The organism is bacterium, from assembly GCA_035549195.1.
In the GTDB taxonomy this organism is placed as follows: Bacteria; Oederibacteriota; Muellerivitia; order Muellerivitales; family Muellerivitaceae; genus DASZRK01.
Genome location: DASZRK010000080.1, coordinates 60,818 through 83,062, shown reverse-complemented (window position 1 = coordinate 83,062; position 22,245 = coordinate 60,818). Strand labels below are relative to the sequence as shown.

Below are 22,245 nucleotides of genomic sequence, written 5' to 3'. Positions count from 1 at the left end.
AACAATCGATGCATGAAGATGGCCTTTAAAATTTCGTTGTGAGGGATATCCGGTGGGAGCTTCCAAAGATATCCGCCGGAGCGAAGGCATAATCCAGGAACAGGACCGCGCCCCCGAGATCCAATCCGTAACCCGCTCCCACACCCAAGCCGACCCCGTTCAAGGAAGTATCGAGGAATTCATAACCTGCTCTTAGGGTCGCACGGCTCCCGACCCATTTGAAATTATATTCCGCGCCGACTTTGACCCCGGCCGGGTCCTCAATGGGTTGCAATGGCATCGAGACTTCGGCGGTCAAGGCGCCATCGTCCTGTTCACTGAAGAGTTCATAACGCCGGTAAGAGATCCCCGCATTCATCGTGAAGGGCAGGTCAAAACCCGCGGATTGGGCCCCTAAATTTTTCAAGGAAAGGCCGATCCTCATCCCACTGAACGAGGGCACCACCACGATGCCGGCTGTAACATCGAAAAGCGAGCTGGAAACCGTGTCGATCTGCTGCTGGATGAGGTTGACGGCCACGCCGGCATGGACCGTATCCCCGAAATTTTTGGCATAGGCCAGGCTGAAAACCTGGTCGCCGCTCGTAAAGGTCCCTGTGGTAACACCAAAATCGTCCGTGCGTTGCATGGAGCCCGGTTGGAGCATCCCCGCTCCCAAGGCGATCGTTCCACCTAAATCCGGCATTCCCAAGGCGACCGGATAGGCGTAGGCCAGGAACTCGTAATTCAACCCCTGATAGAGGGACAAATAGGTCACATTGAATTCATTGCTCAGGACGCTGGCAAGCCCCGCGGGGTTGTAATAAATGGAGCCGATATCATCTCCAATGGCCGTATAGGCACCTCCTAGTGCCATGGCCCTCGTCACGGGCGAGATCTTCAATATTTCAAAAGCCGCACGTCCGCCGTTGCTCGTTTCGGCATGGAGCACCAAAGGCCGGAAGGAGAAAGACAAGAAAACGAAAGCAACACATATCTTGCAGGTGGATGAAAGTTTCAAGGGCCCGTCCAAGAACGGGAAATGGCCAGTTTGCCGAAAGACCTACCCGCCGGACCTTCGGTCACGAAATAATAAAAGCCTGAAGAAACCGGGTTCCCGTCGCCGTTCTTGCCATCCCAAGTGAATGTCCCAACTCCCAAGCTAGGGACCGGAGTGAAATTGGGGTCGTTCGCCGCATAGGAGCGGACCAGGGAAAGGTCCACCGTGTAGATCTTCAAGGTCGAGCCAATGGGCACACAACCGATCTTGATGCAGGCTGTTCCACCCGGACATTGGTTGGTATAGGCCGGATTGTGTTGGAAATCCATGGGCTGTGGATAGACGGTGATCGGACAAGGCGTATTGGTAAAGGTCGCCGTGGGACCAGGGGTATTGGTGATCGTGGGCGTAAAGGTCCTCGTAAAGGTAGCGGACGGCGTGAAAGTAAAGGAAGTGGTCGGCGTAAAGGTGAAGGTTGGAGATAAGGTGGGGGTAAATGTGAAGGTCTGCGTAGGGGTGGAGGTAAATGTAAATGAGGGGGTCGAAGTAAAGGAAGCGGTCGGGGTCGAAGTCGTTGTATTGGTCGATGTTGCAACACCTGTATTGGTTGGCGTACCTGTTGTCGTGGCCGAGGGCGTCAAGGTTGCCGTAAACGGAGGTGTGTCCGTGGGAGTAGCTGACGGGGTGGATGTTGCGGTATGGGTTCCAGTGAATGTAGGGGTGGAGGTTTGGGTGGCCGTCGACGTTTTGGTTGGTGTAGCTGAAGGGGTCCCGGTCGGCGTCGGAGTGCCGGTATCGGTCGGCGTCGCCGACGGACTATTCGTAGGTGTAAAAGTCGACGTCACGGTCGGAGTCGCGGTCGGAGAAGAAGTCGGCGTATTAGTGGGTGTGGGGGGGACCAAACAAGGAAGGACTCCTGACCCATACAAATTATCGACGTAGACCGGATTCGTGTTCATCGTCCCCGCGGACGGAATGATGATGGTGACGGTTTGAATGACGCCCAACCCCGAAGTATCTACAAAGAGTGTCGACCACGTATTAGCGAGAGTCGATCCACCAAGGACGCCACCCGAGGAACAATTATAAAGAAGGTCGTTAGTCGTTGCCGTCACGGAGTTATTAGAAACATCGGTCGCTATGATCTGGAAACTTCTCCCTGTGTTCGCCGAGTAGACATCCACCAGAACATAAAGCTGAGATGAAGCGCTCCCGGTATTTGGATCGGTATAGGTCAGGGTAACATTACAAGAAGGACAACTTCCGGATGAGGTGATCAATCCTGTGGTAGCGGTCGTAGCATCGGATGGGTCTGCAGTTCCACCCGAATTGGTCGTTAATGCCGTTAATGTATAAGCGGTCGCACCGCTATGGGTAATTGCCCAGTTTATCTTCGCATTCCCACCCGTCGTCGGAGTAGGGTCAAAATGCTGGTTTGGATCATTTGAAAGTGCGCAAAAACCAGTCCCAAAGACCAAAAAGACTGAAACAAAAACAAAAAAAAGGGTCAAGATTCGATGGAAAAACTTTTCTATGAATGCCATCCCAACTCCAGATACCGTTTTAAGTGAAGTTTACCCCGAATCTCTCACAAACCAATCCACAACATTATCTTCGGCCAGCCCAGACCACGCAACCGTTTAGGGCAAAAGCGAGGGGATTAGGGGGTCTTCTCGAACTTTGGATAACACCGGGATTTGAACTCGACGACCCTGTCAACCACCTGGGAAATCGTTTCCTTGACCGTCACCTTCTTGCCGTTTTCCAGGGTCAGGATGGTCTCCGGGGTGCTTTCCAAGAAAAGGATCAGATCGGCATTGATATAGACCTCTTGGCCGTTCAAACGGGTGACCTGGATCAATCTTCCCCCTCAATTCTCATTGGGTATACCAAACATCATTCAAATAGGTAATCGCACAACTCGCGGACTGGCAGACATTATTACAACCGGCAATGATCCAAAGTTTGTTATTGTAACTTAGCCCTAGGTGATAGAAGCGGTAATCAAAGGGCCCTGAACTGGGGGTCCAGTTGATGCCATCCGTCGTTGAATCCGTGATGCTACGTGCTCCCCACCCCGCCAGATACCCTCCTGTCAACCAGATCTGATTGTTGAAAACAACCCCTTGTCCGTAGTACATCGAATAAAAGATATTCGATAGCGAGATGCGGGTCCAACTTGCTCCCGTGCTCGAATTCCAAACATCGCTATAAACGGTCGTTGGATTGGAGTTGGCAATCGTTGAATAAGCGCCGGTCATCAACCACATCTGGTTGTTGTAGACTGCGGAAGACATCCCCCAACGTTTTGAAAAATGGTTGGCCCCGGCCGTTCCATTCGCCAAGACCAAGTTCCAGGTAATCCCATCAGCTGAATTCCAAACATCGTTATAACTTTGACCGACATCGAACCCCCCGATAACCCACATTAAGTTGTTGTAGACCAATGCCGTGAAATCCTCGCGAGGAGGGAATTGGGTCGCGGATCCAGTCGTTGTGCTTCCGAGAATTTTGGTCCAATTAGTTCCGTCCAAGGATGACCAAACATCGTTTTTCATAGTGCCTGAATTATTCCCGCCCAGCAAATATAAGGTTCCGTTATAGGAAAGGAGTTGGGCACCATATCGGCCCCCGAAAGGAGCAGAGGCCGCAGTTTGCGTCCAAGAAGCTCCATTGGAGGACTTCCAAACGTCCGCATAATAGGTGGTCACTGGCCCGCTGGCACCTCCCAAGACCCACATGGAATTATTAAAAACAGTTCCCGAAAGCCCATACCGAGGCGCGAAAGGCGCATGGGCCGTGGCTTCAGTCCAAGCAGAGCCGTTCGGGGAAGTCGCGTTCTTTGTACATCCCCCAAAGAGACATGAAAGGAAAACTAGTAAAAATCCAAATGATCGGGACAAAGTTCTTCTCTCGTGTTCCATGGTTCTATTAAAGCTTATCTCACATTCAATCCGTTCCCAAAATAAAAACGGCGCCCTTATCGGGCGCCGTTCATTCGACCGGCCCATTTACGGACCTTTTTCCTCACTTAACCTCAGCCACCTTGACCCAACTGGCTCAGGATCTGCAGGTTGGAATTCTCGACCGAGATCACCCGCGAGTTCACATCGAACCCACGTTGAGCGATGATCATGTTGGTCAATTCCACCGTGAGGTCCACGTTGGAGAGTTCCAAGGTTCCCCCTTGGATCGTCCCCACGCCGTCCTGGTCTGCGAACCCGACGAACAGAGCCCCCGTGTTGGACGAGGTCTGGTAGTAGTTGCTACCCACCTTGCTCAACCCTTCCTGGTTGTTCGGCATGGCCAGGATAACCCGGCCGATGGCCGTGGTTTGACCATTGCTGAAGGTACCATTGATGTATCCGGTCGCGTCAAAATTCAGGCTCGAGAGGATCCCCGAAGCAAAACCATCCTGGCTTTTGCCATAGGCGGTCGACTTCGGGATATAGGTGTTGACGCCATTGACGATTTGATAGGACCCTTCCGCGTCGCTGTAGACTCCATCCCTCTTCCCTTGGCCCAGAACCCCGGCGGTGCCGAAGTCCAAGCTGATCTGGGTGATTTCGGCCCCTTGGGTCGGGATCGGAGAAGCCGGCCCGCCCATCCCATTGGCCGGATCGGGAGGATTGCCCGGAACCGCCGGAGCTCCAGGGTTGTTCATCGGAGGCAGGTAGATGTTCGGAATCGCTTGAACCGGTTGGCCGTTCACCGTGACGTTCTCCGCGCCTCCGGTCGAAAGCAAAGAACCATCGGTATTGAACACGAGGAGATCGCCGTAAAACTCATCCCCTGCGACCCCACGATCGTAAGGAACCCCGTTCACATCGCCTTCCTGCAGGCCTGTACCGCCCACGATATTGGTCGAGCTGGGCTGGGCCCCACCCGTCGTATCAAAAGCGTACCAGGCATAGGCCACCTGGTTCGGACCAGCGGCGTTGTTGACCCCACCATTGCCCAGATCGTTCACCTGGTACATGTTGATGGTCACTTGTCGGGGATTACCCTCGGAATCGAAGACCTGTTCCACAATCTGGTGTGCCGGATTCACGGGAGGCTGTTGGTCCCATGCGAAATTGGCATTTCCATTAAAGGCATCCACCCGAATGGTCAGGGCGGTCTGGGCCGGAGTGTTGGCGATCATGGCGGCGCCCCAAACGTTGGGATTGGCCGTCGCGACATTTCCTTTAGCAGCAATGTCCGCATTACCGACAACACCGTTCACATTGGCATCGGCCACCTGTTGGATGACCTGGCCCAGGGCGTTGTTCGGATCGGCAATCTTATTGAACACCGTGTTGTTCAGGACCACCGTGGCATCGGCTAGAGGCAAAGCCTCAGGAGGGGCGCCCGCGCCAGCCGGAACTGCGTTCCCGCCGATATCTAGGATGCCGCCGTGGGCCGAATCAGTGGCTTGGAGGAATGAATCCAGGTTGCCGGCGAAATTAATGACCGTGGTCGCATTGGGCGGCATGGTCATGTCGCGAGGGATCTGAATATTCGTGGCCGCAGCAGCGCTGGTTGTGGTGAACCCGAGCTTCGCTGAGGTGATCAACAAAGCGTTGGCGTTACCCGACGCGCCTGCGGTCAGAATGGTCTTAGTTGTATATTGAACGGTAGCCGACAACCCTTGGATTAACCCACCGTTTTGATCCACCAAATTACCGTTGCTGTCGAATCCCAAATTGCCAGCGCGGGTCAGGTAGGTCGCAGTTCCGCTCTTGGAGACTAGGAACCCGTTGCCCACGATGGCGATGTCGGTGGAACGTCCGGTGTTCTGCAGGGCACCTTCAGTGAAGAGGGTGGTAATAGAAGCCACCCGGGTACCCAACCCGATCTGCTCGGGATTGACCCCGCCCAAACCGGAGGATTGGTTGCCTCCCGTTCCGCCATAAAGCGTCTGGCTGAACTGATCGGCGAACTCCACGCGGCTAGCTTTGTAAGCCACCGTGTTGGAATTGGAAATATTGTTCCCGATCACATCCAACCAAGTGCTGTTGGCTTGCAACCCGGAAATCGCACTGAACATGTCGCGAAGACCCATCTTACGCCTCCTTAGAGTAGGTCGGGCGATCGGCCCGCCTGTTTCGGGCTCCCTCTAAGAGGACCAGCCCGTTTTTCCACTGCACAACTTACTGCTTAAACGATCACCGCACTATCGATGTTCGTGAAGACATTCTCTTTCATACTGCCCCCATCCAGGGCGGTAATGACGGTCCGGTTCGGAACGCTGACGATGAAAGCCTGGCTATCCATCACCAACAAGGACTGCCGGGCCCCCTTCGAGGCCGCCTTGCTGACCGCCTCGTTCAATCGAGCCAAATCACCCGCGGAAAGATTGATGTTGCGCAAAGCCAATCTTTCTTTCGCGTGGGCCGAGAACTTTAACCCCGCCCCCGTTTCGACCGTCGATTGAAGGACCGCCTGAAAAGGCTGGACCGCTTCGGCCGCCCGGCTGGCTTGCTCCTTGATCATCTGGAGTTGCGCCTGGTTCTGGACGGTATCGACCGCGTTCACGTGGGGATCATTAAAGTTGATCTGCTGGACCACTTCGTCTTCACCTGCCTTTCAAAGACCCGGCTTCCCGGGATTTTACGACTTACTGCGAGACGCTCTGCACAGCGGACAAGGGGTAATTCTTGCCATCCACCACCACAGCCGGACCATCGGCGTAATAAACGATGCCGGTGACCTGCCCTTGAGTGAAGCCGCTTTGCGTCGTCGAATCCGCCACCGTGACCGTGCGACCAATCATCCCAACCACGGAGTTCTCGAGGACCGACTCCATCTTCTTGCTGACTTCCGTCATCTGCTCCAAAGATGAGAATTGGGCCAATTGGGAAACGAATTGGCTACTATCTTGCGGATTCAGCGGATCCTGGTTCTTCAGCTGGGTCAACAGAAGGGTCAAGAACGTATTCTGTGACACGAACTGATTGCTAACTGCCGTCGATAAAGCACTCGAAGCAGCGTTATTGCTAGAACCACTAACACCAGAAACCATGAAAATCACCCCGCTTTCTATGCTTCCTTAACGGCTAAAAACGATAAAACTTTAACCCTTTTTTGGCCTTTAAGCCAAAAGATCGACCAGGGTTAAGGAACGGCCCGAAGAAGCCAAAACCCCTGTATTTTCAAGGTTTTCAGGCCCCCCCTGCCCCACCGCGGCCTCATAAATGGGGCTTCGATAGGACGATCCTTCCTGCTGATATTGGTAATACTGGCCCAAAAGATTGGCCCCGCCCCCCTGGACTTGGACTTGCAGTTGATCGATCTGGAGGCCCGCTTGGCTGAGGCTGGCCCGGAGATCGACCAAATGGTTCTGGACGGCTTCCCGGACCTCGGGGTTGGAAACAAAGATCCTCGCCGAAAGGGACTGATCCACCAGCGCTATTTGGACGGTCACCTTGCCTAGGGATTCTGGGACAAGCTGAAAGTTAAGGCGGGAGACATTCCGTGCCTGAACTAGTTGGGTGGTCAATTGGGCCGAAACCAAGTCATAGATCTGGTTCTGGTCCATGGAAAACCTTGGGTTATTGGACAAATTATTCATATTTTGGGCGAATTTCAAAGAATCTTCAGGTCGGGAGACCCCTGATCCGGTCGAGGCAAGAAGGGTGGCGATATCCAAAGAAGTTGTATCTTTTGGATCACTCTTATCGGTTGCCGACAAAACCTGATTAGAGGAGTCGGTTCCTGTAACAGAAACGATCGGTGTCACGCCTTCCGGGGCTTGAACTTTGATGGTTTGATCAGGTTGGAAGGACCCCACCGGGACCGTTCGTCCCGCGTTCAAGGTTCCTTGCAACATCTGCGGTTGTAGTTCCGCCTTTAGGCCCTCGCCAGCTGTGGCCGTGAACGGGACCAGGGGCGTGGTGGAGGTCGGCACTGGAGGTATCATCCCTTGGGATTGCGCCACTTGGCCCTGGTACGCAGGTCCCGGAGCTGGGATCAAGGCTGGGGCCGGCACTGTATGGGGCAATGTCCCCGGACGGGAAGTATCGGTGACTCCATGGTCGTTCGGAACGGTGGTCTGGAGGTTCCCCTTAAACAGATCCGCCTGGGATGCGCTCGTGGGAATACTTATCGAATTGGGCGACAAATCGGATGCCGCAACCGCAGGAATTTTTGTCTCATTCAGCCCAGTATTGGTAGCTGTTGGCTCGGGCAGAGTAGGATTGTTAAGAACCTCGATCGGCAAGACCGATTGGGTCGAAGATCGAGAAATCTCTCCTCCAACCTGGAGTGCTGGGGTATTCCCATTCGCACTCCGGGACGTCGATCGTCCTAGATCCAAAGCAGCCGTAACTTCAGCTTTGATGGTCTGCGTTCTCAAGGCCACCTCGACCGGAGGAACCTCAGGAGTGTTTTGGGGCACCGAGGGACTCCCACTCAAAACGGCCGGGATCGGGCTGTTCAATTGTGTCGCAGCTTGTGATCCTGTCACTTGGTTCAGAGTATAGACCTGGCTGGAAAAAGGATGAAGGTCCCCAAAGGTCAAACTCCCTTGCGTTGCGTGGAGTGAAGCCGTGTTCAGTTTAGAAACATTATCGTTTTGGATGACCTTGTCTTGGATCTCTTGGTGGGTTTGAACGTTCCCCGCCGGTCTCATGAATGGCGCGTTCCCCACGCTTTGGGCCGAAGGATGAATCGGGCCCACCATTTCAGGGTTCGGTTCGAGGGCAGACGAAAGAACGCCTACGGGGCCAAACGCGGTTGTCGGGGGAACTTCCCCTTGAGAAGCCGAGGAACTTTGAACGGTCGTTTCCGACCGCAACGAAGTCTGCGGGCTCAGGTCTCCGTTCGAGGCCGGAACGACAGCCACGTTCCCTTCCGTCAGCTGGGACGAAATTTGATTCAATTGGGAAGCCAAATTCCGCGAGACCTCGAAAGTAGGCGTGGAGGAAACATTCGGAGCCCCTTCAACCGGCAACAAAAGAATTTCGCTGGGCGTTTTCGGGGCCAAGACCTGGCCCCTTTCGCCCAAGGGCGCCGAGGGATTATTCGGGTTCTGGTTCGCGTTTTCCTGATTCCGGTTCATGAAGGAGGTCAGAGCGGCCCGGGTCACCCCGGATTGCATGAGCAATTGGACCAATTCTTTGAAATTGGCCAATGTTTCGGGCTTCAGAACCTGGTTGAAAGAATTCGACTGATTCGAAGGCATTGGACCCTGCTGATCTTGGACGGCGGCAAGAGCTTGCTGGAGTTTTTGGGTCAGATCCTCCGAAATGTTCGAGTCGTTCAAGGCGGTCATGCCTTGGGGCAAAACCAGCGGTCGGCCCTTCGACTCGGCCTGGATGAAGGTCGCGGACATTTTGAAGCTTTCCATATCGATGGAGATCCGGCTCGATTGGCCCTCTTGGTTTTGGAACGCGTTCACTTGGAGATCGGAAAAGCTCAATCGAAGGATAGTGGTAGATCCAGTGACCCTTGCCGTTTGACCAATGCCCTGTATGGAAGAAAACTGTGCCTGATCACCATTCCCCCGCCCCGGCGTCCCAAAAAGAACCTGTTGGGCACTCAGCATTTGTTGGACCATTTGGGCTAGGAGCCTTGCCTGTTGGTCCCTATCCAATGAAAACGGATTTTGATCTTCCGGAAGCTTTTGAGTGAAAGGTTGTAGAAGGTTCGAGATCGATTGAAGGTCCGCAGGGGTCAACTCCAAGCTCGCGTTTAGGGCTTGGGCCTGCTCTTGGCTGATCCCTTTCGAGGCCCCAGAGGCGGAAAGCCCTTGCAGAAGGGTCAAAAGACCCGTCATGAGGTTCTGAAGGGTTTGCTCAGCTTGTCGAACCTGATCCCGGGTGGCGTTCCGAAGGGTCTCGGTGACCGTTATCGAGACCTGGGAGACCGATCCTTGGAACGAATCGGCAACGACCCCGGGGACCAAATTCGTGTGTGGGCCGCTAAGAGCCGCCGGGGAGTTCTGGGAGGATCCCGTAGGGGCGTTCAACCCCTGGTTCCCGACGGCATTCTGACCTTGGGTGATCTGGGCAAGGACCTGACCGAAGGTGGCGCTCTGTTCCCCGGCCCCTTTCGCGGGCGAGCCCGTAGAAATCCCGGTCTTGTCTTGGGGCTTGGTCAGCAATGAATTGAGAAGGTCTTCGATCCGCTTCAAGTTCGTTTCCCTTAAGCCCTATTCTGGAAAAAATTACCCGTGTTATTGCTCCCCGTCATGGTGACTAGGTCCGCGTACATCTGGTCGATCACCTGCAGGACCTGAAGCATGGCGTTATAGGTGATGAGGTCCTGCATGGCTTGCTGTTGGATATTGGCAATGGGAACTCCGGGAGTGCTTCCGGAAGTCGATACCCCAGCGATGTTCGCCTGGGCGGTGTTCAATTGCTGTAAAGAATTCGCGGCTTGGCTTTCCGTCGCTTTCGCCGTCAAAAGATCCGAATCAACCCGCCCTAAAAGACCGGAAGAAAGGCTCCCAAGCGGCTGGCTCGAATTAAGTCCAGTGAACTGGGTAAAATTTCCGGTCACATCAACAATATTCATGGGATTGGGCAAGTAATTGATCAAAGAAAGGGTTTGCGTGTTGGAATCCCAACTAAAGGTCACATTAGCAGCCCCATAAAAGGCACTTATCATGTTGCCAATAGCCCCAAGCGACATCGTGTTATCCCAATTGAATTGGTTCCCTGTAGGCAACGGCGGATATAAAGAGAAGGTCCCATTTGCGCTTGGAACGATCTTAAAGGAAATGGAGTTGGGGCCCGTATTGAACTGCGTTGTGCTCGGCAATGTCGAATTCAGGCTCGACGGATCGGGAACAGGCAAAGTGAACTCATAATAATCGATCTGAGAAAATAGCGGGTTCAAGGAACTATTCATACGGATCGAGCTCGTCAAATAATTGGCTAAAAAACTCCAATTATTTATCCCGGAAACGAAATTGCTCGTCCCAGGACTGACGGTTATCGGTTTTTGGGAATAAAGGAAGAACTGAGACGTTTGTGCATTATAAACGGCATAAACACTCGGATCGGCTTGAGTGATTTTCGCCAGGATCGTATCGATCGTATCGGTTGCCGCATTGTAGGTGACCGACACTCCATTGACCGAAAAATTACCGCTCGTTGGTGTTTTTTGAAGACCCGGCGTATTGAGAGTGACAGTCGGATCAAAATAGGCCAAAGCAACCGGCGAATTGCTTTCCATGAAATTGTTCGACAATAAATTCGGGAGGTTTGAAAGGTATTCAGCTATGGTCCCTTGATAGGTGATCCCGGGAGTGGCGGGATTGGCCGCAGCATAATTTGGGTCAAAGTTAGGGAAAAGAGATGCGGCAACCAGATTGCCGTTAGCCAACAAGGCTGGATTAAGTGCAATGTCTTGTGCGCTCAAACCGGAAAAAAAGGCCGTCCCGGTCGTCACTCCATCTCCGGCATAACCCGCCTCATGGATGCTATTAGTAACGGATAAGGTCGAAAAAGCGATTTGATCGACCTTGCTTTGATAATCATGAATGATCATTTGGGCCTGAAGTTCCCCGCCCAAATTCCCTCCGGTTATCAATCGGGAAAGGTCGTTCGGGACAGGCCCCCCCGAAGAATTGGACCCACCATAAAAGCCCCCTTGTGGCGATTGAATCGTCACACCAACCATTCCCGGATAATTCTGATTGGAAACATTTGTTTGAAAAAGTGCTCTCCCAGAATTATCAAGTAACGTAAGCGAGCTATTCGCGAGAAAAACATCAACTGTTCCCGCCGTCCCAAAATTAACCTGGATATTTATAAGACGGGACAAAAGATCCAGGGCATAATCCCTGACATCCAAAAGACCATTCACATTGGCGCCCTGGGAATTTAGTAGCTGTTTATTAATGGAATTCAATTGTCCAAGGATCCCATTGATTTTGGCGACGGTCGATTGGATCTGCGCACCATTGGAATTCAAAAGGTCTTGGAGTTGGGCGTACTCCGAATTGGCGGTTTGGGCGAAATTTTTCCCTGCTTGAACCACTGAATTTTGCAGGGCCGCATTGAGTGGATCAGCGGCGAGGTTACCCCAGGCGGCCGCAAATGAACTCAATGAACCATCAAGTGTGCTCGTTCCATTCACGATGGCATTGATCCGATCGAGTATTCCAGAAGCCGAGGTATTGGCCAGGACCTCCGCAAACCCGAGGACCGAACTCTCGTTCTGGATCTGGGCATCCAGAAACGAATCGCGTAATCGGGTGATCGACTGCAGGGTAGGGCCGGTTCCAACGGCCAAATTGCCATTGGCTCCCCCGAAGATGAGAGGGGCCCCCTGGCCCGGGTTCACTCTTTGAAGACTATTGATCAAATATCCATTCGCATCCTGGGATGGATTGGAGATATTTGAAGCATTTATCTCTTGCTGAAGCTGCTGCAAGATCAAACCATTGGTGATGGTATAAAGGCTCTGGTAACTGTTTATCATTTCAGCTCCCTCAAACCACTCGATTCACAAAAGACGGCTTTTCGCTTTCGGTTTTCGCCATAGGGGAAAAAGTTGATTTTTTCCTCGTGCCCCGGATCGCCTCCAGGGTAAAAGAGGCGAACGAAGCAGCATTGCCCAAAAGCTTGCCATTCACCCTATTTGTTTCGTCTAATTTTTTTACCGCATCCAGCAATCGGCCGACCACCTCTCGCATGCGCCCTGATAATCCAGCAGGGGCCAACCGGAGGGCCTCCTTAAGATCCAACTTTGTCTGCCCCGTTTGGCGGCCCATTTTTTCCAACAGTTCGACCCTGGCCGAAACCAAGGGACCCAAGGCAAAGACTTCTTTTTCTTGGAGCCGAATATTTTCATTCAATGGCTCCATCTTTCCGGACACCAATATCCCCCTTTGGGCTTCACCCAATTCGGTCAACCGTCTGTAGTGTACCGTTTCCTTCTCGATCGCTTCGATCAAGGACAGGGTCGTTTCCGTCATTTTTCAACCTTTAAAATTGATGATCCGGCCGTCCACCAAATTCTCCGCCAATTTTTCCGTCTGGATATTCAATCGACCGGACTGTTCTTGTTGGGACAAATGATCGACGCGATCGGCCCTGGCAGCGGTGGATTTCCCCGCCTCTCTTTGCAAGGCCTGAAGAGTTTCGGCAAAGGAACTTAACGTCACCGAAGAAGGCCTCTCTTCGATCTCCCTGGTTGATTTGATGGCCTTTTGAGCGTTCAAGGACTGAAGAACGGCAGGGATGTTTTGGAACGAATCGATCCGCATGGGAATCTCCTTAGGTTTGCTGGCTTACCTAACGGAGTTTTGGGTAAAAACTTGAGTTTAAAAGGCTAAATTAACGGCCCCTACGGTCCTTCAGGTATTTAGGATCGCGGGTGAGGTCTTTTGGCGGGTCTTTTGGGGTCATTTTAGGGCTTTTTCCAACTTCATCCTTCATTTCAGTTGTCAACTTTCTTACGCAAGAATCACATAGTTTTCCTTGGGTAACTGATGCCCCGCAACTTTCACATTGGAGATCAACGCCAGTTTTGACCAATCGAAGACGATTTTCCCTAACAAAGCGGAGTATTTCCTTTATATCCACACCGGTGGCGTCGGCGATCTCAGGTGCAGAGGCACTTGGCCGCTCCGTTAAATAATGGAAAATTTTCAGATAATCCTCATCTTCCCGACGAATACAGGTGGGACAAATATCACGTGTTCCCGGAACGAAGGCAAAGACCAGCCCACAACGGGAACAATTGGCCAGTTTCATGAAAAGATTTTTTGATGAGGAACGGTCGCCATTTTCAATTTTTCATAGACCATTTGGCCCAAGCCAATACCCCCACCGGCGGACAATTGGCGGCTTAACTGTTCGTCGTACATACCTTCAAAAAACTCCATGCCCCTGGAATTTCCCATGAGCCCCGATTTCTGGACCGAATTACGCATTTCTTTCATCATCATCTCAAGAAATATGGATTCGAAGTTCTTGGCGACCTGCTTGATCTCGGCATCTGAGTGGGATACCGGCCCCTTCAGGGGATTCAGACCCTGTGGACCTTGCGCCAAGGTCAGGTAATTCAGTCCCGACTGTCCCATCATGACCTGATTGACCGCGTTGGAGGCCATTCCGGGGTTGAGGGCAAAGGCCTTCCCAAATTTCCCAAAGGAAGCCAAGTCGGAAACCTGAAAGGTCCCCGAAGGAAACACAGGCATAATGGAAGCTGGGATCGGTGGCAAAACGACTCCTAAAGTATCTCCAACTCGGCGTGCAGGGCGCCTTCCGCCTTGACAGCCTGAAGGATCGAAATAAGGTCTCGTGGTGTGGCGCCGACTGCGTTGACCGCTTCGACGACATCCATCAAAGTGGCGCCTTCCGGCAGGACCACCAAGTTCCCTTTCTTCCCAAGGTCATCGGAGGAAACCGTCGTGGTGTGGGTCAGTTCATCGTGTCCAAAAACGGCATCGTGAGTGATTTGGGTTGTCTTTTTGATCACCAAGCGAAGATTTCCATGGGCGATAGCGACCGCATCGATGCGAACGTCCTGCCCAAGGACTACGGTCCCAGTTTTTTCATTCACGACCACGCGATTGGCGGGTGAATCCGTCGCCACCGAGACATCCTGGACCGCGGCCAAAAAAGCCACGACATCGTCTCGGTAGTTATAAGGGATCTTCACATCCACCTGGCCTCCATCGACCGCTTTCGCGACCGGCTCACCGAACTGCTGGTTGATGGCCTGGGTCACCAAAGAAGCTTGTCCAAAATCCGGATGGTCCAGCAAAATGGTGACCGTATCGTTATCCACAAAGGTGGAAGGCACTTCACGCTCGACCAAGGCACCATTCGGCACCCTTCCAGCTGTCGTGTGGTTGACCTGCACCAACGGAAATTCACCCGTATTATCGGAAAAACCACCGACCGCCAACGGACCTTGGGCCACGGCATAGACTTGCCCGTCCGGACCCTGTAATGGCGTCATCAAAAGAGTCCCGCCTTGCAGACTACGGGCATCCCCGACAGAGGAAACGGTCACATCGATCTTATCACCCGATTTCAACAAGGGTGGTAATTGGGCCGTGACCATGACCGCCGCAACATTCTGTGTCCGGATATCGGCCGGTTTGATCACGATCCCGAATTGAGAAAGCATATTGGTTATGCTTTGTAGCGTCGACTTGACCCTTTGCGTGTCACCGGTCCGTTGCAAACCAACGACCAATCCATAACCGATCAATTGGTTCTCACGGACACCTTTGACCTGCGCAATGGTCTTCAACCGGACCTGAGCCGCCCAAAGCGGGTTGAAGGTCATTAGGATCACCAGCGAACAAACGATTCTCCCAAGCATGGTCACTCCTACTTTGAAAGTGGCTAGAAAAGGCCCAGCCAACCCAGGACCCTTGTCAAAAGTCCTGGCTTGGCCGTTTCTGACGCCGGCCCGGTTCCCGTTAACTTGATCTTGGCATTGGCGATCCGCAACGAAGAGACCGTGTTATCACTAGAGATATCGTCCGGACGGATTTCCCCGGTCACTTCAACGGTTTGTTTTTCCTCGTTGACTTCCACATAACGGCTTCCTTCGATCTGATAATTACCGCTCGGGAGGACCGAAATGATCTTAGCGGTCATTTGTCCGGTCACCGTAGTGCTTCGGCTGGAAGTTCCTTGCCCCTGATGGGCCGCGCTTGCTCCCACACCCACCTGGCTATTGGTGTTCAAAATGTTGGTCCCGTAAACCCCCGCGCCAAGGAAACCGGATCCCGCTCCCAACGCCAAGCTTGAAGCTTTTTGATTCTGGCTGCTAGCCGCCTGAGTGGCATTTGTGCTCTCATTGATAAGCACCGTAATGACATCCCCCACCCGTCTAGCACGTTTTTCATTGTAAATGGAATTAGTTCCCTCGGCCGGATAAAGGGAGTCGGCCAAAGACCTAGAAATCACGGATAAAAAAAGAAGAAACAACGTCAAAAATCTTAAAAAACGCATCATCTCCAAAACCTCCCGGGGTCAAGACCCCTCTACTAACACTTTCTTCTCGTCCAACACCTTACCCTTCAGTATTTTATGGGAATCAGTATTCTCAACTCGGATCACATCCCCCATCTTCCCATCCTCGATGGCCCTTACCTGAACGGAGATCTCGACATTTCCCTTCCGGACCACGGCCTCCACCACCCGTCCATGAACGATGACCGGCGGATCATAGAGATCGGTTACCCGCAGCATTGTTTCAGGTGCCAAGGCCGAGGACGAAAACCGCCCCAACACTTGTTTTAGGTCGGTAAACCCGCCTTTCAAACTGAAATTGCCCGGGAACCGCGCCAAAGCGACGTTTTTCGATGTGAACTTTTCTCCCTTTTCAACCGCCCGTGTCGTCTTTACCACCGGCCGAAACCGATCCACACGGATACGGAACGTTGTTGTGCGGATAAAGCGTCCATCAACACTCAAATCCGCTTGAAGGGTCATTATCCCTTCATAGCGGCCGGACACGTTCGGTTTCAATCTAACGGTGACATCTCCGGCCGGCAGAACCAATGATTTAGGGGACCCTTCGAACCCCACCGCCAAAAACCCAGGGTCCTCCCCGGTCTGTTTTTGGACGAAGTTTTGTATGTCTGGCAAAAGACCTTCGGGTTCGAGTTTTTGGCTCTGGGTCAGGACCAAACACCTATCTGCCCCCCCGAACTTCATTCCCGGTTGAAAAAGATCTTCCCGCCGGAGGGAAAGGATTAGCCCCGACCGGGTGAACACTGCCGTTTTCCCGGGCGGAGCCGCCCTTCCCACATCCAAGTTGGATAAAACTGCGTTTGGCTTTCCCTTGGCGCTCGTAACCTCGGCGATGTCCCCAAGCCTTATCCGAGGCCCCACAACCGTCGCTCTATCCAACAATCGCAGGATCACTTCGGCATGCCCCAGAGAGGCCAGGCAACTCACCCCGATCATGGTCCAAATCCCAAAGACCTTCATGGCTCAAGCGTTATCAAGGAAATTGCTTCATGTTCGCCAGGATCATCATCATGTCGTCCGAGGTGGAAACCGCCTTTGAGTTCATTTCATAGGCGCGTTGGGCCACAATAAGGTTCACCATTTCCGTGACCACATCCACATTCGACGATTCCAGAGATCCCTGTTGGACCGTGGGGAAACTGACCGACCCAGGCGTACCTTGGATCGGATCCCCGGAGGCGGCCGTCGCCATGAAAAGATTATGTCCCTTGGCTTCCAATCCAGCCGGATTCACGAATCTTGTCAATTCCAATTGTCCGATTTGGGTTTGTTGGGATGAACCGGCTATTTGGACGAGGATCTGTCCGGTCGGAGTTATCTGAACTTGGGAAGCGTCCGCAGGGATCTGGATCGATGGATCCAGATAGTAACCATCGGACGTGACCACGTTTCCATTCCCATCACGCTTGAAGGACCCATCGCGAGTATAGGCCGTTTCACCGTTCGGCAATGTCACTTGGAAGAAACTGTCATCGCCTTCGATCAGGATGTCCAATGGGTTGTTGGTATTTTGAATGGCTCCCTCGGTGAAGATCCTCTGGGTCGCCACAGGTTTTACGCCCTCGCCCACTTGAAGTCCTACGGGAGTGTTCGTTTCGGGGGAAGTCGGGGCCCCTGAAGGTTTTAGGTTCAGGTAAAGCAGGTCTTGGAACTCGACCCGCTGCTTTTTGAATCCGCTGGTGCTGACATTGGCCAGATTATTGGAAATCGTATCAATGTTCAGCTGCTGGGCGGCCATACCGGTGGCCGCCGTGTAAAGTGACTGCATAAAGCCTCCTTAGAGTCGGCGGGACAAAAGACCCGCCCTTTCCATCGCCTCGATCGTTCGGCGATAGAACGGCCCCTGCAATGCAGTCCGGCCGTTTAACAACTAACTATCTTCAGACCCTCAAACTTCCTATCTGCGTCGCGGCTTGATTCATCAAATGATCGTAGGTAGAAATGATCTTCGAATTAAGTTCGTAAGATCGATAAGTGTCGATCATATTGACCATTTCGCTTATCGCATTGACGTTGGATTGTTCCAAAAAACCTTGCTGGACCTGGATGTTGTCCGGGGCCATATCAATTTTATTCCCCGGCCGGACCTCAAAAAGCGAATGGCCTATCTTCTTAAGACCTCCCGGGTCCTGGACCTTGACCACCAAGAGCTGATCCAATCCTTTTCCGTCAACGCTAATGTTCCCCTCTTCATCGACCGTTACTTGGTTCCCATCGATGTATATTTCCCCATTGTGTCCCAGCACGGGCAACCCATCTTTGGTGACCAGTCTTTGATTCCCATCCAGGTTAAAACTCCCATCCCTTGTCAGAAGGGTTTTCCCGGAAGGATCGAGAACCGAAAAAAATCCTTGTCCATTCAAAGCAAAATCCAAGGGAGCTTTTGTTTCTAAATGAGCACCTTGGGAATGATCGATCGCCACTTCTTGAGGTACCACGCCTCCCCCAGCAAATCCCAGGGCAGGGCGAACCTCGGCGGTCCCATCCAGGACCGACATTTTTTGATCATGGATCCTGGCGATCAAGTAGGTCGGGAAGGCGAGGTCGGCGGTCCGATCTTGTTTAAACCCGACCGTATCGACATTCGCCAAATTGTTCGCGATCACATTTTGGCGAAGCAAGGTCGAGTCCATCCCCGACGCTGCGATATAAAGACCACTGGGCATCGCGACTCCTTATTTACCGGCCGGTTGAACGACCGTGTTATAGGGTAAAGCAACCGCTGAAACCTCTTTCGAATGCGCGCTCTCAACACCATCCGCAGAAACGGACGTGAACGTAAAGTAGTAACGTTGTCCGACTTTCAACTTTCGGACCAAGTAGGTCGGGACATTGCCCAAAGGCTGCGCATTGACCTTGTCAAAGCGACCTCCCGAAACCTCGGAAATGTAGACATTGTAGCCTTTGAGACCACTCTTACCTGGATCACCCCATCCCGACATACCCTCTTGCTTGGCGATATCGATGACTCCTTCGTTCTGCACCTCACTTTGGACCACTGCCGGCGCCACAGGGGCAGAAGTCGTTCCAGCCACCACTTCCATGGAATATTGGCTTTCCGTAGGGGGCACCGTATTGGTGACAGAAGTCACGACGAAATAATAATTAGTGTTCTTTTCCAGTCCATGCAAGGAATAGTAATTACCTTTTATCGGCTTCTGGTTGATCTTGATGTATCCGCCACCCGATGTTTTGCTGAAATAAACATTGTATCCGGCCAAAGAAAGGGATGGTGAATTCGTCCAACGCAAGGAAATGATGTCCCCTTCCACTACGGCATTGACGCCTTCCGGAATAAAGCTTTTCACCTTGCCCAGGAAGGAATCGCCGAACATCCACTTGGCTGAAATACGGTGGGAGGAACCCAAAAACTGCGCATGACCAATATAGGCGTAATCGATGCCCCAGGTCTTGGATCGATAACTGATTCCTGCGGTAAATTGCCCATCAAGCGTTTGAAAACCGGTGTAACCCGTTCTCAAGCCCAATTGATCCTCGAAGAACCACCCTTCGATCCCAGCAAGAAGAAGCGTGTTGTGATTGGCAAGGTTCGGGTCGTTAAAATCGGAGAATTCAAAAGCACAGACTAGGTCATCGGTAAATTCGTAACTGATCCCGCCCCTCACCCGCAAAGGAATGGGGTCCTCATTTCCGGCTTGATAGCGGATCTTGGTGTCCAGATCCTCCGCCGAAAGACCGATATTGAACTGCTTGCCATAACGGGGGTCCAATATCGGCAAGTGGTATAAAAACCCCATATCCAACCCCAACCCGCTGGCTTGTTGACCAGGCTGGGTAGCGGAATCCACACCATACAGTTTGATATTGATGCCAAAGGAGATCGACTTATCCACTGCCAAGGGGGCCGCAAAAGTCCCGATGTATAAACGCTCGTTCTCCGAGCCGTCCGTAAAGAACAACTGTTGCGTAGAAAGGGCCCACGCCATCTGGTCCCCGAATGGCTGGACATAGGCCAATTCAAAAAGGTCCTCTTTACCGTTCAAAAGGACCGATCCCATACCGGAGATTTCCGGCCTCAGGACCTGGACCAACCCCGCCGGATTGTAAAAAACAGCGTCGCCTGAATCGGCGATCGTACTAAACGCCCCGCCCATACCCAACGGGCGGGCGCCGATCCCTGAAACTCCACCCTTGTCAAAGGCCGCAAAAACAGGCAAATAAACGGCAAAAACGACCAAAAAGTAAAGGGTTAAAAGCCTATTGGCCATTCGGTCCCACCTTTATCCCATTGATCGAAATATCGGACAGCTGTTTCAACCGCGCTAAATCAATCCGACCACCTTCAAAATTGGCGATCGCCTCTGTATTGGCCTTCATGCTTAGGACATTTCCCTGGGCCCCATAATATACATTAACTAACATCGTTTTAAAATCCTTAGTTCCGGTGGTTTTCACATCATTTTTCATGACATCCGCCGCTTCCTGCATGACGTAGTTGGCGTCATTTAGCTTGGATTTATAGCTAACCACTAGAACGCTATTTCCATTCGGATCTATTTCACGGTGGCTATTGAGCCCCTCCCCGGGTGTCAAGGCCTTGACACCTTCCAAACCCATAGCGGGATAGCTCCCCGCCAATGGGGTCGATGCTTGGGTTGCTTGGGCATTAGCCGTTGTCGGAGTAGCTTCTACAAGCCCCAGAAGATCCCGCAGGCTTCTAGTGGCAAGGTCGGTCAGTTGCTGTCTTTCTTGTGCCAAAAGAGCCGCCTGCTGTTGACGGATTTGATAAAGCTTCGTGGGATCCCTGGCCGGTCCGGCCTCGGAGGGGCCCAGGATCTCCACCGTTTGCACCGGGGTCGATCCGATATGCTCCAACTGATCCTCCACTTGGAACGACCACGTATAGACCCCGGGAGATAAAGGTTCGTAATGATCGTTCTCGCCACCCCAGATCAGTTGGGTGGGCGGAGAACCGCTCCCTCTCAAACCTCGGACCAAGTGGTTGTTCGAATCATAGATCAGGACACTCCAGCGATTGACAGTGACATCTTCCGTCGTATCAAGGTAGAAAGTCGCCTTTTCACCTTGCGAAGGAGTGAATGTGGCCGGGCGGACAAAAGCCTTTACCTTCGGAGGCGGGATCTCTTCCCCACCGCCAAAGCGGTAGGTAGCGCCAATATAAAAAGGCTCATAGTTGATCCCGGATGCATTGCTCTGGGTCAGGCCGCCATTGATGTCGAACGTCGGGCCCACAGGCTGAAGATACGCGGCATCCAATTGGAAATCTCCATTCAAGGCCCTGATACTTCCACCCAAACTGATATCCCCAGGACGGCTCAAGGGGGATGAGTACCCCGCCCGTACCCCCAAAACATCCTTGAAGAACCAAAATTCCGTACCGAAATGGATGTATTTATTGTGTGCGTCATCGAATCGGGGATCTGAGATCTGATCAAAATCAAAAGCCGTTATGTTCCTGATCTTGAATATGAAATTGTTCTTGTAGGCTATCCCCAAAGCGATCACCGGTGGGATCTGTGTTTCAAAACCAGGCCCAACATTGAAGCTCACCGGCGGATGATTGATGACCAATCCATTTGAAAATTGAGCACGGCTGACAAGATCGTTCAAAGCCAACCCGATCCGAAATTCCTCGGAATATTTCGTGATCGGTATCCGATAGAGCAGCCCTATATCCACACCGAAACCGATGACGCGAACGGGATCGGAAAGGACGGTGACCGTCTGGGAATCCGAACCAAAGTAGCGGATATAATAGGGGTCATTGGTCAATCGTTTGATGTTCACACCGACCGAGAAATTACGTACCGCCGAAAAGCGTGCCGCATAAGAAAGAACAATGTCGCTTTCTTGGAAGGTTGGGTTGAGAAGATAACTCCCCTCAGACCTTTGGCTCGTGGATAGGGTCGCATTTCCTGAGTAAAAGTCGTATTGGGGATGGAACGGGCGAAAAAGGGAGATGCCAAGGGTGTTTTCCTTGGCCACCGGGATCATCAACTGCATCGAAGCGTACCAAGGGAATCCAAAAGCCTGCTTTCCATTCACTTGGTCCGTGAAGTAGACCGGAGCGCTCGATAGGGTTATCTCGTAAGAGCTCAACTGAGCCAATCCGGCCACGTTCCAATAGGCGGCCGATGAATCATCAGCCACCGCAACGAAAGCACCACCCATGCCGATCGCTCGCGGACCGATCCCGAAGGAATTTTTCTGGCCGAAGATCAGCTCCGTGTTTTGGGACCAGCCATTCGAAGGCAAGGCGATGAACCATAAGGCCAAAACCCCTAAAACCGCCCCAAGACCTTTGCTTCCCTTGGTAATTTTTGGCACCTTGGAACTACCCTTTCCGCCGAT

General features: G+C 52.5%; 20 protein-coding genes. All 20 read right to left on the bottom strand.

The window, feature by feature from the left end; genetic code table 11:
- Window positions 1–25 precede the first annotated feature (25 nt).
- The 20 genes from VHE12_14250 to VHE12_14155 all read right to left on the bottom strand — a co-directional run bounded on the left by VHE12_14250 (window position 26) and on the right by VHE12_14155 (window position 22,221).
- On the bottom strand, window positions 26–931 hold the full coding sequence (locus VHE12_14250; GenBank protein HVZ81946.1) for a PorV/PorQ family protein: 906 nt from the start codon (window positions 929–931) through the stop codon (window positions 26–28).
- A gap of 65 nt (window positions 932–996) precedes the next feature.
- Window positions 997–1,986, bottom strand: a complete 990-nt coding sequence (locus VHE12_14245) for a hypothetical protein (GenBank protein ID HVZ81945.1) — start codon at window positions 1,984–1,986, stop codon at window positions 997–999.
- Window positions 1,987–2,639: 653 nt separating this feature from the next.
- Window positions 2,640–2,840, bottom strand: coding sequence for a flagellar FlbD family protein (locus VHE12_14240; GenBank protein HVZ81944.1), 201 nt, complete (start codon window positions 2,838–2,840; stop codon window positions 2,640–2,642).
- Between the two features lie 16 nt (window positions 2,841–2,856).
- Window positions 2,857–3,537: a hypothetical protein gene (locus VHE12_14235; protein ID HVZ81943.1), complete on the bottom strand. Its 681-nt coding sequence runs from the start codon at window positions 3,535–3,537 to the stop codon at window positions 2,857–2,859.
- A gap of 479 nt (window positions 3,538–4,016) precedes the next feature.
- Complete coding sequence (locus VHE12_14230) at window positions 4,017–6,023, bottom strand: flagellar hook-basal body complex protein (protein ID HVZ81942.1); 2,007 nt, start codon at window positions 6,021–6,023, stop codon at window positions 4,017–4,019.
- Between the two features lie 95 nt (window positions 6,024–6,118).
- Entirely contained in the window at window positions 6,119–6,529 is a 411-nt protein-coding gene (locus tag VHE12_14225; protein ID HVZ81941.1) for a TIGR02530 family flagellar biosynthesis protein, read from the bottom strand.
- Window positions 6,530–6,578: 49 nt separating this feature from the next.
- The gene (locus tag VHE12_14220) at window positions 6,579–6,983 is read right to left on the bottom strand and encodes a flagellar hook capping FlgD N-terminal domain-containing protein (protein ID HVZ81940.1); all 405 of its coding nucleotides are present in this window, start codon (window positions 6,981–6,983) and stop codon (window positions 6,579–6,581) included.
- 69 nt (window positions 6,984–7,052) lie between these two features.
- Entirely contained in the window at window positions 7,053–9,380 is a 2,328-nt protein-coding gene (locus VHE12_14215) for a flagellar hook-length control protein FliK (GenBank protein HVZ81939.1), read from the bottom strand.
- A 725-nt stretch (window positions 9,381–10,105) separates the two neighbouring features.
- Entirely contained in the window at window positions 10,106–12,391 is a 2,286-nt protein-coding gene (locus VHE12_14210) for a hypothetical protein (protein ID HVZ81938.1), read from the bottom strand.
- Between the two features lie 10 nt (window positions 12,392–12,401).
- Window positions 12,402–12,887, bottom strand: coding sequence for a flagellar protein FlgN (locus VHE12_14205; protein HVZ81937.1), 486 nt, complete (start codon window positions 12,885–12,887; stop codon window positions 12,402–12,404).
- Window positions 12,888–12,890: 3 nt separating this feature from the next.
- On the bottom strand, window positions 12,891–13,178 hold the full coding sequence (locus tag VHE12_14200; protein ID HVZ81936.1) for a flagellar biosynthesis anti-sigma factor FlgM: 288 nt from the start codon (window positions 13,176–13,178) through the stop codon (window positions 12,891–12,893).
- Between the two features lie 70 nt (window positions 13,179–13,248).
- Window positions 13,249–13,668: a MerR family transcriptional regulator gene (locus VHE12_14195; protein ID HVZ81935.1), complete on the bottom strand. Its 420-nt coding sequence runs from the start codon at window positions 13,666–13,668 to the stop codon at window positions 13,249–13,251.
- The gene (locus VHE12_14190; protein ID HVZ81934.1) at window positions 13,665–14,138 is read right to left on the bottom strand and encodes a rod-binding protein; all 474 of its coding nucleotides are present in this window, start codon (window positions 14,136–14,138) and stop codon (window positions 13,665–13,667) included. The genes VHE12_14195 and VHE12_14190 overlap by 4 nt, the downstream gene beginning before the upstream one ends.
- 8 nt (window positions 14,139–14,146) lie before the next feature.
- Complete coding sequence (locus VHE12_14185; protein HVZ81933.1) at window positions 14,147–15,214, bottom strand: flagellar basal body P-ring protein FlgI; 1,068 nt, start codon at window positions 15,212–15,214, stop codon at window positions 14,147–14,149.
- A gap of 59 nt (window positions 15,215–15,273) precedes the next feature.
- Window positions 15,274–15,891: a flagellar basal body L-ring protein FlgH gene (locus VHE12_14180; protein ID HVZ81932.1), complete on the bottom strand. Its 618-nt coding sequence runs from the start codon at window positions 15,889–15,891 to the stop codon at window positions 15,274–15,276.
- 18 nt (window positions 15,892–15,909) lie between these two features.
- A complete protein-coding gene (gene flgA, locus VHE12_14175) occupies window positions 15,910–16,872 on the bottom strand; it encodes a flagellar basal body P-ring formation chaperone FlgA (GenBank protein HVZ81931.1) in 963 nt (320 codons plus the stop codon).
- Between the two features lie 13 nt (window positions 16,873–16,885).
- A complete protein-coding gene (gene flgG, locus VHE12_14170) occupies window positions 16,886–17,680 on the bottom strand; it encodes a flagellar basal-body rod protein FlgG (protein ID HVZ81930.1) in 795 nt (264 codons plus the stop codon).
- Between the two features lie 112 nt (window positions 17,681–17,792).
- Window positions 17,793–18,578: a flagellar hook-basal body protein gene (locus VHE12_14165; GenBank protein HVZ81929.1), complete on the bottom strand. Its 786-nt coding sequence runs from the start codon at window positions 18,576–18,578 to the stop codon at window positions 17,793–17,795.
- A gap of 9 nt (window positions 18,579–18,587) precedes the next feature.
- Entirely contained in the window at window positions 18,588–20,141 is a 1,554-nt protein-coding gene (locus VHE12_14160; GenBank protein ID HVZ81928.1) for a fibronectin type III domain-containing protein, read from the bottom strand.
- Window positions 20,131–22,221: a hypothetical protein gene (locus VHE12_14155; GenBank protein ID HVZ81927.1), complete on the bottom strand. Its 2,091-nt coding sequence runs from the start codon at window positions 22,219–22,221 to the stop codon at window positions 20,131–20,133. The genes VHE12_14160 and VHE12_14155 overlap by 11 nt, the downstream gene beginning before the upstream one ends.
- Window positions 22,222–22,245: the final 24 nt, after the last annotated feature.

Coding starts and splice junctions, on each gene's coding strand:
- VHE12_14235 (HVZ81943.1), bottom strand. CDS start 3,537: ATGAAAAACGATGTTTGGTCATCCTTGGACGGAACTAATTGGACCAAA.
- VHE12_14230 (HVZ81942.1), bottom strand. CDS start 6,023: ATGGGTCTTCGCGACATGTTCAGTGCGATTTCCGGGTTGCAAGCCAAC.
- VHE12_14220 (HVZ81940.1), bottom strand. CDS start 6,983: ATGGTTTCTGGTGTTAGTGGTTCTAGCAATAACGCTGCTTCGAGTGCT.
- VHE12_14210 (HVZ81938.1), bottom strand. CDS start 12,391: ATGATAAACAGTTACCAGAGCCTTTATACCATCACCAATGGTTTGATC.
- VHE12_14205 (HVZ81937.1), bottom strand. CDS start 12,887: ATGACGGAAACGACCCTGTCCTTGATCGAAGCGATCGAGAAGGAAACG.
- VHE12_14200 (HVZ81936.1), bottom strand. CDS start 13,178: ATGCGGATCGATTCGTTCCAAAACATCCCTGCCGTTCTTCAGTCCTTG.
- VHE12_14195 (HVZ81935.1), bottom strand. CDS start 13,668: ATGAAACTGGCCAATTGTTCCCGTTGTGGGCTGGTCTTTGCCTTCGTT.
- VHE12_14185 (HVZ81933.1), bottom strand. CDS start 15,214: ATGACCTTCAACCCGCTTTGGGCGGCTCAGGTCCGGTTGAAGACCATT.
- VHE12_14180 (HVZ81932.1), bottom strand. CDS start 15,891: ATGATGCGTTTTTTAAGATTTTTGACGTTGTTTCTTCTTTTTTTATCC.
- flgA (HVZ81931.1), bottom strand. CDS start 16,872: ATGAAGGTCTTTGGGATTTGGACCATGATCGGGGTGAGTTGCCTGGCC.
- flgG (HVZ81930.1), bottom strand. CDS start 17,680: ATGCAGTCACTTTACACGGCGGCCACCGGTATGGCCGCCCAGCAGCTG.
- VHE12_14165 (HVZ81929.1), bottom strand. CDS start 18,578: ATGCCCAGTGGTCTTTATATCGCAGCGTCGGGGATGGACTCGACCTTG.
- VHE12_14160 (HVZ81928.1), bottom strand. CDS start 20,141: ATGGCCAATAGGCTTTTAACCCTTTACTTTTTGGTCGTTTTTGCCGTT.